The organism is Chitinophaga sp. (assembly GCF_039596155.1).
Classification (GTDB): Bacteria; Bacteroidota; Bacteroidia; order Chitinophagales; family Chitinophagaceae; genus Chitinophaga.
The window spans coordinates 30,238-44,928 of sequence record NZ_JBCNKF010000001.1; the positions used below are offsets into that span (position 1 = coordinate 30,238).

Annotated in this window: 7 protein-coding genes; 6 read left to right on the plus strand and 1 reads right to left on the minus strand. The window is 45.5% G+C overall.

The features are described from left to right. The first annotated feature begins 63 nt into the window (after nt 1-63). From ABDW33_RS00140 to ABDW33_RS00155, 4 genes are all read left to right on the plus strand, one after another. Nucleotides 64-1,098 carry a chemotaxis protein CheB gene (locus ABDW33_RS00140; protein ID WP_343688031.1) on the plus strand — a complete coding sequence of 345 codons (1,035 nt, stop codon included), beginning with the start codon at nt 64-66 and terminating at the stop codon, nt 1,096-1,098. A gap of 53 nt (nt 1,099-1,151) precedes the next feature. Then, nucleotides 1,152-5,348 (plus strand): CheR family methyltransferase, encoded by a 4,197-nt coding sequence (locus ABDW33_RS00145; RefSeq protein ID WP_343688032.1) that lies wholly within the window; start codon nt 1,152-1,154, stop codon nt 5,346-5,348. Between the two features lie 87 nt (nt 5,349-5,435). After that, nucleotides 5,436-7,991, plus strand: a complete 2,556-nt coding sequence (locus tag ABDW33_RS00150) for a TIM-barrel domain-containing protein (RefSeq protein ID WP_343688033.1) — start codon at nt 5,436-5,438, stop codon at nt 7,989-7,991. A 121-nt stretch (nt 7,992-8,112) separates the two neighbouring features. Further along, nucleotides 8,113-8,610: a DUF2004 domain-containing protein gene (locus tag ABDW33_RS00155; RefSeq protein ID WP_343688034.1), complete on the plus strand. Its 498-nt coding sequence runs from the start codon at nt 8,113-8,115 to the stop codon at nt 8,608-8,610. A gap of 142 nt (nt 8,611-8,752) precedes the next feature. Here the strand turns inward: ABDW33_RS00155 and ABDW33_RS00160 are convergent, their stop codons facing one another. Continuing rightward, the gene (locus ABDW33_RS00160) at nt 8,753-9,085 is read right to left on the minus strand and encodes a HopJ type III effector protein (protein WP_343688035.1); all 333 of its coding nucleotides are present in this window, start codon (nt 9,083-9,085) and stop codon (nt 8,753-8,755) included. Nucleotides 9,086-9,181: 96 nt separating this feature from the next. On the opposite strand from ABDW33_RS00160, the gene ABDW33_RS00165 reads away from it, so the two are divergent. Continuing rightward, complete coding sequence (locus ABDW33_RS00165) at nt 9,182-12,280, plus strand: glycoside hydrolase family 2 TIM barrel-domain containing protein (RefSeq protein ID WP_343688036.1); 3,099 nt, start codon at nt 9,182-9,184, stop codon at nt 12,278-12,280. Nucleotides 12,281-12,536: 256 nt separating this feature from the next. Next, nucleotides 12,537-14,672 (plus strand): S9 family peptidase, encoded by a 2,136-nt coding sequence (locus ABDW33_RS00170; RefSeq protein WP_343688037.1) that lies wholly within the window; start codon nt 12,537-12,539, stop codon nt 14,670-14,672. Nucleotides 14,673-14,691 lie beyond the last annotated feature (19 nt).

The window sequence follows — 14,691 nt, forward strand, 5'->3', positions numbered from 1 at the left end:
TAATAATACCCGTGAATATATAATAAATAACGGAGATGGCTCCTTTATTGTGGTACATTAAAGATGGATAAAAGGAATATCATTGTTATAGGCGCCTCAGCAGGTGGTTTTGAAGCTATCAAACAACTGGTCAGTGATCTTCCTGCAGATCTCGATGCAACTATCTTTATCGTATGGAATATGTCACCGGATGTACGTGGTATTCTCCCGCACGTTATTAACAAACTGGGCAAGCTCAAGGCCACCCATGCCCTGGATAGAGAGAAATTTATCAGGAAACATATTTATGTCGCTCCGCCAGATCATCATTTACTATTGGAAAATGATATGGTTCGCGTTACGCACGGACCCAAGGAAAACCTGTTCCGGCCCGCTATTGACCCACTCTTCCGGTCAGCTGCGTTCGCCTATGGCCCCAGGGTAATTGGCGTTATATTGTCCGGTGCGCTGGATGATGGCGTAGCGGGATTGTGGGCTATAAAGCAACAAGGTGGGTTAGCTATAGTACAGGACCCAATGGATGCGGAGGTTTCTTCCATGTCTACAAATGCGATCAATGCCGTGCATGTGAACCATATAGTTCCCGTAAAAGAAATGGGAACGCTACTTACTCAGCTTGTTCAGGAACAGGCACCTGCCAACATTGAAAATATTGATCATGAAAGAACTGAAGTAGAAGTTCGTATAGCTATGGATCAACAAATGTCACAAAAAAAGATCTTCGATTATGGAGAGCTTACACCATATACCTGCCCGGAATGTCATGGTGTGTTAACCGCCCTGCACGAAGGCGACCGTATTCGCTTCCGTTGCCATACAGGGCATGCATTTTCAGCTGATAGCCTTTTAGCGGGTATTACCGGTTATGTGGAGGAAACTTTGTGGAATGCCTTGCGTAGTGTGCAGGAGAGTATCCTGCTGCTCAATCATATGGGGGACCATTTTGCAGAAGCCAATCAACCTAAAATAGCAGCCATGTATTTCAAGAAAGCACGTGATGCAAACCGGCTGGCAGACACTCTTCGGGAGGCAACATTCAATCACGAACAACTGAATACAGATAATATCAGGGACCAGGCCAATGAAGGAGCTAATTAATATTCGGGCAAAGTATTAACTTACAACATCTTTTGCAATAAGATACAACATTCATGAGAGACCAACAATCTTTGCCGGAACAAAGCATGCTGGCAGGAAGACCAGATAAAGGAGATTTACTGGTCGTAGGTATAGGAGCATCGGCAGGTGGCGTACAGGCTTTGCGTACATTCTTCGAAAATGTACCGGCTAACCCCGGTATGGCCTATGTAGTTATCCTGCATTTATCGCCGGACTATGATAGCCAGCTGACAGAAGTGCTGCAACAAGTGACTTCACTGAAGGTCAAACAGGTAAAAGAGAGTACACCGGTGCAGGTTAATCATGTCTATGTAGTGCCTCCCAATCAGCACCTTTTGATGACGGAAGGACATATCGTTGTAGCAGAAAATGCGGGGTTAGAAGAACGAAGAGCCCCGGTTGATATTTTTTTCCGGACAATGGCTACCGCACTCGGGCCCCGTGCAGTTTGTGTGATCCTTTCTGGTACAGGTGCCAATGGCTCTATGGGTTTACGCCGTGTGAAAGAAGGCGGAGGTGCTGTTTTCGTGCAGAATCCGCGCGAAGCAGAATTCAATGAAATGCCCCGTAATGCCATCGCTACCGAATTGGTAGATGACGTGCTGCCGGTAGCAGAGATCCCCGGAAAAATAATCGCTTATAAACTAAACCTCGGTTCTGTAGAGATACCGCTGGATAGAGAGAATCGTGCCGAGGAGCAACAGCATGCTTTACGTGAAGTATTTACACACCTGCGCCTGCGCACTGGCCACGACTTCTCAAATTATAAACGTCCTACATTGTTACGCCGTATAGAACGGCGTGTCAATGTACGCAACCTCCATGGATTAAAGGAATATGCCGCTTATCTCCAGCATAATCCTGACGAGGTGACCTCACTGCTCAAAGACCTTCTCATATCTGTGACTAATTTCTTCCGTGATAAAAAAGCTTTTGAAGTAGTAGAACAGGAGGTCGTACCAACCATACTGGCAGCCAAAAAAGCAGAAGACCAGGTCAGGATCTGGATTGCAGGATGTGCAACCGGTGAAGAAGCATATTCACTGGCTATCCTGTTTGCCGAAAAGACATTGGGCATAATAGACGCCCCTAAAATTCAGATCTTTGCTACAGATATTGATGATGCAGCTATCGCCATTGCACGCGAAGGGCTTTATACGATCAACGATGCTGCCGATATGTCTGTAGAACGCTTACGTCGCTTTTTCAACAAAGAAGGCGACGGCTATCGCATCAGGCGCGAAATAAGAGAAATGATCCTTTTCGCTAATCATAACATCCTGAAAGATCCACCGTTCTCACACCTCGACCTGGTATCATGCAGAAATGTACTGATCTATCTGAACCATACCGCACAGGAACGTGTAATGGAAACATTCCATTTTTCGCTGAAACCCGGGGGATATCTTTTCCTCGGCTTGTCCGAATCTGCCGAAAGCACGACCGACCTGTATATCACCTCCAACCGGGAATTTCATATTTTTCGGTCACGTCAGATCAAGTATAGCAGCTACCCTGTACCTGACTCAATTCCTAATCTTAAATTCCCGGAACCCATTCATTTTCCCCCGGTTATTCCCCAGGAAAGCCGTTCCCGCGAACGGGTAGCCATGAATGATTTACACCAGCGCCTGCTGGAAGAATACGCGCCTCCTTCACTTGTGATCAATGAAGAGTTTGATATTTTACATATGTCCGAACGTGCGGTTAAATACCTCCAGATGACAGGCGGTGAATTATCCCAGAACCTCCTCAAATTAGTGAGACAGGAAATTCGCCTGGAACTACGATCAGCACTCTATCAGGCAATACAACGCCAGACAAGTGTTGAAGCCAGGGGGCTCAGTGTGAACATCAATGGACAGGTGGAAACCCTGAACATACACATTCGCCCGGTATTTAGACAGGGTGATGCTGCAAACGGGTTAATGCTGGTAATTTTTGAAAGAGGTGCAAACGAAATGCCTGAACAGGAAGTGATCGTCTCCTCAGATGAGCCGGTAGCCCGCCAGCTGGAAGATGAGCTGATACGACTGAAAGCACAGTTACGTGCCTCTGTAGAACAGCACGAATTCCAGCAGGAAGAACTGAAAGCCTCCAATGAAGAGTTGCAGGCGATGAATGAAGAATTACGTTCCGCTGCGGAAGAACTGGAAACAAGCAAGGAAGAACTGCAATCTATCAATGAAGAGCTGAGAACCGTTAACCAGGAACTGAAAGTCAAAGTAGAAGAAACAACCATTGCGAGCAATAACTTGCAAAACCTCATCAATTCTGCCGAAATAGGTACTATATTTTTAGATCGTAGCTTCAGGGTAGTGCTGTTTACACCGCCAGCCAGAACCGTTTTCAACCTCATTCCTAACGATATTGGCAGACCTTTGTCGGATATTACTAACAAACTCACCGATCCTAATATCATCAGCGATGCAGAGATAGTGCTTGATAAATTGCAGACTATAGAGCGGGAAGTGGTCTCTGTAGACGGGCGCATATTCCTGATGCGTCTATTGCCTTACCGTACAGAAGAAGACCGTATCAATGGCGTGGTGATCACCTTCGTAGACATGACCCAGCACAAACAGGCTGAAACAGTACTACGGGAAAATGAAGTCTGGATCAATGGCCAGAAGGAGGCCTTTCAGGCAGCTATGAACGGACAGTCTCTGGCCTCATCACTGGCCCCGCTGATACGTACCATTGTTACGCAAACCAAAGGCGAAGCCAGGGCCGCATTCTATCGGATATCTCCGGATAAAAAAAGTTTACATCACATCGTGGGTATGTCCGAAGAATATGCAAAAGATGTAGATGGATTTAAAGTCGGAGCTGATTCAACAGCGTGTGGTTTTGCAATGCATACAGGAGAACCTGTAATCACAACTGATGTGGAAAAGGAGGAACGCTGGATACCGTTTATTGCTTTAGCCCGTAACCATGGATACCGTGCTTGCTGGTCTTTCCCGTTAAAAACCCTTGGTGGCCCTGTAGTAGGTACCCTGGCAATATATTTTACTTATCCCCGGGAACCATTACCCCGCGAACTTGAACTGACAGGCGTCATTACACATGCTGCTGCCATCATCATTTCACGCCATACTGAATTGACAGAGCGGGCACAGGCCGAAGCAGCCCTGCGCCAGAGTGAAGAACGGTATAAAGCTATCGTCAGGCAGGCGACTGCCGGTATTTGCCGCACCTTGCTGGATGGCAAACTGACCTTTGTGAATAAGATCCTCTGTGAAATGCTGGGCTATACTGAAGAAGAACTGATCGGTAAAACAATCTGGCACTTCGCACATCCTGACGACCTGGATGAATACAGGGAAATGTTCAAAAAACTGGAATCTACTGCTGAACCTTTCGGTATAGAAAAGAGATTGATCCGGCATGATGGGAAGGTGATCTGGGCCAATATCAGCATGGCACCCATCAGGGATATAAACGGGAAGTCTGAATCAACTGCGGCAGTGATCATTGATATTACAGAAAGGAAACAGGCAGAAAAGGCCTTACAAAACAGTGAACAACAACTAAAAGTCCTGCTGCGGCAAAAGGATGATTTTATCGGTGTTGCCAGCCATGAATTAAAAACACCGGTGACCAGTATGAAAGTCTATGCTGAAATCGTACAGGAAAAATTAACCGAGAGCGGGAACGTTGAAGATGCTGAGTTACTGAACAGACTTAATACCCAGATAGACCGGCTTACACACCTGATCAATGACCTGTTGGATACGACCAAAATATCTGAAGGCAAGATGAGTTTTTCCTTTGCTCCCACCAATATCAATGATATTGTAAGGGAACGGGTAGAAGAAATGAGCAGAATTACCAATCATCACCTGGACCTGCAAATGGAAGACCTACCGCTTATTAATGCTGACCAGGAACGTATCGGGCAGGTGGTGGTCAACCTGTTGTCCAACGCAATAAAATATTCTCCGGACACATCCAGTATCAAAATCAGGACAGAACGGGTGGGCAATGAAATCAAGGTAAGTGTACAGGACGAAGGACTCGGTATTTCTAAGGAGGAACAGCAGAAAATATTTGACAGGTTTTACCGGGTGATGTCCCGTAATTTAGATACCTACCCGGGAGTTGGTCTTGGATTGTATATATCCGCCCAGATCATCAGCAGGCATCAGGGTACGATCGCTGTGCAAAGCGAAGAAGGGCAGGGAGCGACATTCTCATTTGTATTGCCTGTAAACGGGTTAGGATAACGATCTCCTAACCCGCTGATCACCATCATTCCCCCCACCCCCAAATCTCCCTACCTTCCCGCCTTACTGAAATTTCCGCGTCAAACCATGAATCACAGCGTACTCAACATTCTCCTGCTTTTCCTCACCCTATCTGCCCGGTCTCAAAATCCTGTCGCCAACCCGGCCTCACAAGTGACTACCGGAAATGCCCGCTTTACCATTCTTACACCCAGCCTCATCCGCATGGAATGGAATGAAAAAGCCGCTTTCGAGGACAAAGCCTCCCTCGTTTTTATCAACAGAAACCTCCCTGCCACTACTTTCCAGAAAAAGGAATCAGGGGATTATCTCGAAATAAAAACGACCAACTTAACCCTGCGTTACAAAAAGAACACAGGCAAATTCTCTAAAGACAACCTGAAGATCTCTTTCATGCTCAATGGGCATAAATCAGACTGGGTGCCAGGCCTTAAAGACTCCCTGAATCTAAAAGGTACCACCCGCACACTCGATCAAACCGATGGTGATGCAAAACTGGAAGATGGCCTTCTCTCCCGTAGTGGCTGGACACTCATCGACGACTCTCACCAACTTCTGTTCGACGGAGATAAAGACTGGAATTGGGCCACCGCCAGGAATGAAGGCGATCAACTAGACTGGTACTTCTTTGGTTACGGTCATGCATATAAAAAAGCCTTGTACGATTACACACGTGTAGCCGGAAAAATTCCCATGCCACCTAAATACGCTTTCGGCTATTGGTGGTCCCGCTACTGGACATATTCTGATGCAGAACTCAGAAGTCTGCTCAATGACTTTACTACTTACAATATCCCGATCGACGTCCTGATCATCGATATGGACTGGCACTACACCTGGGGATTAGATAAAGCGTGGAAAAGAGATATGATGGGTGAGCCTACAGGATGGACCGGCTATACCTGGAATAAACACCTCTTCCCAGAGCCGGAAGCATTTCTCTCCTGGGCGCATCAGCGTGGCGTAAAAACGGCACTGAACCTCCACCCGGCCTCAGGTATCGCCCCGATGGAAATACAGTATAATTCGTTCGCAAAAGCCTATAGTTTCGATACCACCGGTAAAAAGAATATTCCTTTCAGGATAGAAGAGAAGAAATGGACACAGATCTATTTCGACAGTGTACTCCATCCTATCGAAAAACAAGGTATTGACTTCTGGTGGCTCGACTGGCAACAATGGCTGGAAAACCGCAACCTGAAAGGCCTGAGCAATACATGGTGGTTGAACTATACCTTCTTCTCCGACAAACAACGGGAGGGGGGCAGACCACTCTTATTCCACCGCTGGGGCGGCTTAGGCAACCATCGTTATCAGATCGGCTTCTCCGGCGATAGCCGTAGTACATGGGCGTCTCTGGCATATCAGCCCTACTTCACCGCCACTGCCGGCAATGTTGGCTATGGCTACTGGAGCCACGATATCGGTGGCCACGTAGCAGATAATCCTGATCCTGAATTATATCTCCGCTGGATCCAGTTCGGCACCTTCAGCCCGATCTTCAGAACGCATTGTTCAAAGAGTGCATTCAATGAACGCCGCATCTGGAAATTCCCTGACCATTACAAGATGATGCTGAAAGCATACCAACTCAGGTATATGCTGAACCCATACATCTACACTGCATCCCGTGAAGCATATGATTCAGGTATATCCATCTGCCGTCCTATGTACTACGATTATCCCGGGGCGGCAGAAGCGTATACTGCAAAAGAACAGTACATGTTTGGCGATGATATGATCGTAGCACCCATTACAGCAAAGGCAGATAGCATCACACATCTTTCTTCCAAAAAGGTATGGCTGCCCGCCGGACAGTGGTTTGATTATTTCTCCGGGGCTCTCATACCTGGTAACAGGTTTGTAGAAAATAAATACACCCTGGATCAGGTGCCTGTATTTATAAAAGGAGGAAGTATCATTCCCATGTATGGAAATATCAAAAATCTGCAACGACAACCCGATACACTGGTATTGACTGTAATACCCGGTGGTAGCGGCGCTGTTAAGGTGTATGAAGATGATGGCAACTCCGAAGCATACAAAGACAATGGTTACAGCATCACACCTGTAAAAAATGTAGTGGCTGCCGACGGCGCAATGCTGTTAACAATCTCTCCACGTGAAGGTGCTTACAAAGGAATGCCTGCAGGCAGAAGCTATGAGATCAGGTATCCCTCCATTTATCCACCCTCAGCTATTACTGTAAACGGTCAGCCTGCCAGCTGGACTTATTCCGCCGATGGATTGATGGCCCTGGTCACAATTCCTGCTACCTCCTGTGCAGAAAAGGTTGAGGTGAGCGTATTACCCAATGTAGCAGGAAAAGGTAAAGAGCACCTTTTGTATCAGGCTGCTGTGATCCTGTCCCGCTTGCCACAGTCAACAGAAGATATGAAGTATGAAACAGCAAGGATAGATTGGGTAACGAATACTGCCGATTGTATCCTCTCGCTGTCTGCCATCCCCTCACAAATTCAGTATCATCCTGAACAAACAGTATCACTGATCGAGCAACTGAATAAAGAAATTTTGCCTTGCATAGAAACGATGAAAAACTATCCCGGTGCAGATGCTGATCATCTCAGGAAAATAACAGAACCGTTAATATCTGGTAAATAAAAGTTAAATAAATGGGTCAGTAAGTGAAAAGGGGTTCATGAATGATTGCATTCGTGAACCCTTTAATTTTTTTTGACTATCTTTTCAAAGAAATAACATTGTTTAACCAATAGATTGTCAAATGGCTCAATTTACATTACCCTACTTTGGATCCATTGATTCCAACGCCCTGGAGAGTAATTATGATACAGAAGTCCGCCTTGCAGGCCAGGATATTCGGCTGAACCTGAACTTCCCCGCAAAAAGTATGGAACTCTCCAGCTTGTCAATACTGAATAAATATCTTGGTAATCTTGAAGAACATCTCGCGAAAACAAAAGAATATATCAGGGACAATTACCACGATGAAGATGCAGCGGATGGCGTGCGCTTCTATTTCGAATTTCACAAAGACGAATTCGGAGAAGAAGTGTTCAATAATCAATTGGGGATAAACAATGTAGATGATCCGGATGAGCAATTGTTAAGTAAACTAAATCCTGTACGTATCGGGTTATATCCCGGCCACCTCGATTTTGCAATATTTGATTATACTGTAGGAGAGGAGCTGACAAATTATATGGCCGTTGTCAAAACTGACGAAGATGGCGACCTGGCTAACGTTTCTGTAGAAAGCTAAAAAAAGAAGAGGTTACCTCAAAAGTAGGCTGAAGCAGCGCAAATCGTTTATACGTTTTTTGTTACTTCAGGTACCCGGATACAACCGGGTTGTAGTCACCTTTTGAGCTAACCTCTTTTATGTATTCGAAAAAATCTTTTAATTATTTCACCGTCAGCGCTGTCCCTTCAAACACAATTCCATCCCATCCATGCTGCATAAACTGTCTGATATTCTGGTGATCTGTTGCATCGGGATGACTTAATACCGCCTGGTAATGCTCTGCAAATAATAACAGTGTTTCTTCCTTACTCCAGCCATTCAACTTTGCAAACGCAAAGACCTTCGCACTACCCTGATTCTGCGTCGCTTCATTATACACTGCTCCATTCTTAAAAGCTGTAGGCTGATGTGTATAACCCGCTTCTATCAATTCAATCACCTCTTTAAATGAAATTGAATTTTCTTTTAATTTATTCAATAATGATTCTTTCATATCCCCAAAAATATAATTTTTTAATCGCTTTCGTCTATGGTACTAGCGATACTTTTATTATATTTAACGCCATGCCAATATAATACTTGTTAAAATATGAAAAACGGTCTCAACGGAGTAGCACTGATGGCCACCATGCTTTGCTGCTCTTTATCACCACACAACCTGTATGCGCAATCCAATGAATGGCTCGACCCAAATGTCAATGCGGTAAACCGCTTGCCAATGCATACTAATTTTTTTGCCTATGAGAATGAAGCCCTTGCCAGGCAAGGTGTGAAGGAGAACTCGGCTAACTTCCTTACCCTGAACGGATATTGGAAATTTAACTGGGTGCCTGATGCAGATGCACGTCCTACGGACTTCTTCAAGCAAGGTTTTAATGACAGGGGATGGAAGGAAATGCCGGTGCCAGGCATCTGGGAACTGAATGGTTATGGTGATCCGATGTATACCAACATCGAATATCCATGGCATTTTCAGGCACCTGTCAATCCGCCCGTTGTGCCTGCAGAGAAGAACCATGTAGGCTCTTACCGGAAGGAATTTACAGTCCCTGCGTCCTGGTCAGGCAGGCAGATAATCGCTCATTTCGGCTCTGTCACCTCCAATATGTACCTGTGGGTAAATGGTCAATATGTAGGGTATAGCGAAGATAGCAAGCTCGAAGCAGAGTTCGATCTCACTAAATACCTGAAGCCCGGTCAACCCAACCTGATCGCTTTTCAGGTATTCCGCTGGTGTGATGGAAGTTATCTCGAAGACCAGGATTTCTGGCGCCTTTCTGGTGTAGGTAGAGATTGTTATCTCTACGCAAGAAACCCTGTACACGTAGAAGATGTCAGAGTGACACCTGAATTGGATGAACAATTCAAAGACGCGAACCTGCTGGTAAATCTCCAGCTCAAAGGAGATGCCGCTGTAGATGTTCAGTTGTTTGATAAAAAAGGAACGCTTGTTACCAGTGCGCAGGCAAAAGGTACCGGCTTACAAAAACTTGCGTTGAAAGTAAGTGCACCTGAAAAATGGTCAGCTGAAAATCCTTACCTGTACCAGGTGCTGATAACAGTAAAAAATAAAGATAAGGTAGCAGAAGTAATCCGCCAGCAGGTGGGTTTCCGCAAAGTAGAAATTAAAAATGCACAACTGCTGGTAAATGGACAGCCAGTGTTAATAAAGGGTGTCAATCGTCATGAAATGGACCCTGACTTCGGGTACGTTGTTTCCAGGGAAAGGATGCTGGAAGATATACGTTTGATGAAGGAACTGAACGTGAATGCAGTTCGAACCTGTCATTATCCTGACGATAACCTGTGGTATGAACTCTGTGATGAATATGGTATCTACATGGTGGCAGAAGCGAACGTGGAATCTCACGGTATGGGATATGGCGAAAGAACGCTGGCGAAGAATCCTGCCTACGCTAAGGCGCATCTTGAGCGTAATGAACGCAACGTACAGCGCAACTATAATCATCCTGCAGTGATCATCTGGTCATTGGGCAACGAAGCAGGATTCGGCCCCAACTTCGAAGCCTGCTACAAATGGATAAAGGCGGAAGATAAAACACGCCCGGTACAGTTTGAACAGGCAGGTACCAACGATTTCACAGATATCTACTGCCCGATGTATTTGTCTCCTGATGGTTGTGAGAAATATGCACAGGGCAATATAAATAAGCCACTCATCCAATGTGAATATGCACATGCCATGGGCAATTCAGATGGTAATTTTAAAGAGTACTGGGACCTGGTACGCAAGTATCCTAAATACCAGGGTGGTTTTATCTGGGACTGGGTAGATCAATCCCTGCATATAAAAGATGCTCAGGGCCGTACGTTTTATGCATATGGCGGGGACTTTAATAAATATGACCCTTCAGATAATAATTTCCTGGATAATGGTCTTATTTCTCCCGACAGAAGACCAAACCCTCATGCATATGAGGTCGGATACTTTTACCAGAATATCTGGGCGTCAGCGGCAGACCTCACAAAAGGACAGGTGACTATTTACAATGAGAATTTCTTCCGTAATCTGGATAACTATTATGCAGAATGGGAGTTGTTGGCAGATGGAGAGAAGTTACAGTCAGGTGTTATCTTAAATCTGGATATCGCGCCTCATGAGAAGAAGGTTTTCACCCTCGATTATGACACACCATCAGGTAAAGAAGTATTGCTCAACATCAGCTTCAAATTGAAAAAAGCTGAAACCCTGCTGCCTGCTGGTTTCGTTGTGGCTAAAAACCAGTTGAATGTAACAGGTTATCATTTCAGCCATCAGCTCTCAGTGAATAACAGGGCAGATTCGCTGCATGTGCAGGATAATGATGAAAACTACCTGATAGTGAACAATAGCAAGGTTGACATTCAGTTTGACAAACACAATGGTTTCCTGAATCAATATGTAATAGCAGGACAGTCCATGATGAAAACAGGTAGCTACCTCACACCTAATTTCTGGCGTGCCCCTACCGACAATGATATGGGAGCTGGCCTGCAATACAAATATCATGTATGGAAAAATCCTGAACTGAAACTCACTTCCTTCAATAGTCAGCACAAAGATGGCATTGTAACTATTCAGGCCGCCTATGATATCCCTGCAGTATCAGGAAAATTATCACTGACATACGAAATCTCTAACGAGGGTGTGATCAAAGTAACGCAGGATCTCACCGCAGATAAGAACGCAAAAGTAGCCGACATGTTCCGTTTTGGTATGCAATTCCAGATGCCGAAAGATGCAGACAGAATTAAATACTATGGACGCGGTCCGGGAGAAAATTACGCTGACAGGAACAATGCTGCACAATTAGGAGTATACAGCCAGACAGTAGACCAACAGTTCTACCCATATATACGTCCGCAGGAAACCGGTACCAAAACAGATATACGCTGGTGGAATCAGATGACAGCAGGAGGAAATGGATTACGCTTTACAAGTGATACTACGTTCTCAATATCTGCATTACATTATTCAATTGAAACCCTGGATGATGGTAGCAGAAAGCATCAGCGTCATAGTGAGTTGTTACAACCTGAACCACTCACAAATATCTGTATCGATAAAGCGCAGATGGGGTTAGGTGGTATAGATAGCTGGGGACACCTGCCGCTTGAAAAATACCGCTTACATTACCAGGATTATCACTTTACATTTATGATCACGCCAATCAAAAATGGCTTTTAAAAATTAACAGTGGTTGTCTTAACAGTAGGCTGAACACTTCAAAAGCCGGTGCTACCAGGCTCCTCGTGGAATGAGGTAGCACCGGCAAGATTACGCCTGAGACAACCACTGTATCCTTTGCATAGCCCACTGGCTGTGTAATCATTTTATCCTTCAGTGAACCATACTTCTTCCCGTACTTAACGCCAGGGGCTGCTTTTTTTTATTCTATTTATTTCCTATTTTTCATAAGCACAACACTCAACCCAGATCGCTTATGAACATTAAAACGGCCATACCGGCACTCCTTTGTTTGACTGCCTTGCATGTAAGTCATGCCCAGAAGAAACCTGTCGCTGTGACAGATATGCTCAGGATAAAACGCGCATCCGAGGTAAAGCTCAGCCCCGATGGTAAACATGCTGTTTATACCGTAACCAGTATCATTCCGGATACAGCTAAGAAAAAGGACTATACCTACCTGAAGCAGATCTATCTGACCGATCTCTCAGGTAAAGCACAGTTGCTCGATACAGGCGCAACTTCTTCACCGGCTTATCATCCTTCAGGCACCTCAATCGCTTTTGTAAAAGCAGTCAAAGGTGTATCCCAGATCTTTCTCTACTACACCTCCACCGGCAAGGTGCGTCAGTTAACTGATTTTTCTTACGGTTGCAGTGAACCGGTTTGGAGTCCCGATGGACGAAAGCTGGCCTTCACCGCAGAGATCACCCTGCAGGAGCTGGTGAATGACAGGGAATTAAACCCCGGTCGGATGGTGCCATCCTGGAATGATGGTGCACCTGGCTTTTCACATAACGAAGACCTGCTGACAGATACTGCTCATCCCGATCCGGATGGTGATCTGCGGGCTATCAGGGCTTATTTGTACGATAATGCCAAAGACAGGAAAGCGAAAGTCATTACCCATTCCAGGTTTCAGGCAGAGACCTCTGTAAATCCTGATGTGAACCTGACTCATATCTTCATCACAGATACAGCAGCAGGTGCCAGACCCAGAGAACTGACACATGGTTTCTTCTCTTATAATAATCCTGTTTTTGCCGGCAATGACAAGTTGCTGGTGGCTGGTACTATGAATGCCCATAAGCACCCGGATGATACAGAGGAAATGGAGATCTTCTCTGTAGATACTGCCGGTGCCGTGCTGTCCCGTCTATTACATGCACAGGACTCGTCTTACTTTCTGGAAGCAGTCTCTCCTTCGGGGAAGTGGCTGGTGTTTCAGCGGGCCAGTGAAAAGCAGATAGACGTGCCAGCGATGTACGTTTGCCCCCTTGCAACCCTGGCTAATCCCGTACTGATTCCTGTAGATCGCGTCAAAGGTAAAACCAGGTTCTCAGCAGATGAAAAGACCATCTATTTTACCGCGGTGAATAATGGTGGCACCAGTTTATATAAAGCGGATGTGAAGACCGGGAAGGTGGAAAAACTAACCTCAGCAGATGAAGGGATCAGTGAGTTTGATATTCGTGGCAATCAACTGATCTTCCCAAAGACATGGATTCAGAATCCATCCGAAGTATTCATTGCAGATCTGAATGTGAAGACGCCCAGAATGATCACCAACTTAAATACAGGTTGGTTAAGTGAGCGTGAATTGTCTATTCCGCAGAAATTCACATTCACGAATAGTATAGGGCTGACGGTAGAGTATTGGGTAATGAAACCTGTGAATTTCGACCCGAATAAAAAGTATCCTGTATTACTGGATATGCATGGCGGCCCGTCAGCCATGTGGGGACCCGGGGAGCCCAGTATGTGGCACGAGTTCCAGTTCTTCTGTGGAAAGGGATTTGGGGTAGTATATTGCAATCCGAGAGGCTCTGTTGGGTATGGCAATCAATTTCTCCGGGCAAATTATCGTGACTGGGGAGTGGGGCCTTCCAGTGATGTACTGACAGCCCTGACAAAAGCAGAGGCACAGGGATGGATTGATACGACAAAACGGTTTTTGAGTGGGGGCTCGTATGCAGGATATCTCACGGCCTGGATCGTAGGGCATGATCAACGGTTTAGAGCAGCCAGTTGCCAGCGTGGGGTGTATGATTTCAAGACATTCTTTGGAGAGGGTAATGCGGGGAAGATGCTGGAGAATTACTTTGGTGGGTTTCCCTATGAGGATAGCGTGAAGGCGGTATTGGAAGAGCAGTCACCAATCAATTATGTGAAGAATATAAATACGCCATTGTTGATTTTTCATGGGGAGAGTGATTTGAGGACGGGGGTGTCGCAGAGTGAGATGTTGTTTAAGAATTTGAGTACGTTGGGGAAGCCGGTGGAGTATGTGCGGCATCCGGGAGCGAGTCATGAGTTGGTAAGGAGTGGGGATAACAGGCAAAGGATAGATCAGATGTTGAGGACGTATGAGTTCTTTAGTAGATTCTTATAGTTGTTTTTATTACTTGCGA

Excerpts from the sequence above, each read along its gene's own strand:
- ABDW33_RS00140 (WP_343688031.1), top strand. The coding sequence starts at position 64 with ATGGATAAAAGGAATATCATTGTTATAGGCGCCTCAGCAGGTGGTTTT.
- ABDW33_RS00145 (WP_343688032.1), top strand. The coding sequence starts at position 1,152 with ATGAGAGACCAACAATCTTTGCCGGAACAAAGCATGCTGGCAGGAAGA.
- ABDW33_RS00150 (WP_343688033.1), top strand. The coding sequence starts at position 5,436 with ATGAATCACAGCGTACTCAACATTCTCCTGCTTTTCCTCACCCTATCT.
- ABDW33_RS00155 (WP_343688034.1), top strand. The coding sequence starts at position 8,113 with ATGGCTCAATTTACATTACCCTACTTTGGATCCATTGATTCCAACGCC.
- ABDW33_RS00160 (WP_343688035.1), bottom strand. The coding sequence starts at position 9,085 with ATGAAAGAATCATTATTGAATAAATTAAAAGAAAATTCAATTTCATTT.
- ABDW33_RS00165 (WP_343688036.1), top strand. The coding sequence starts at position 9,182 with ATGAAAAACGGTCTCAACGGAGTAGCACTGATGGCCACCATGCTTTGC.
- ABDW33_RS00170 (WP_343688037.1), top strand. The coding sequence starts at position 12,537 with ATGAACATTAAAACGGCCATACCGGCACTCCTTTGTTTGACTGCCTTG.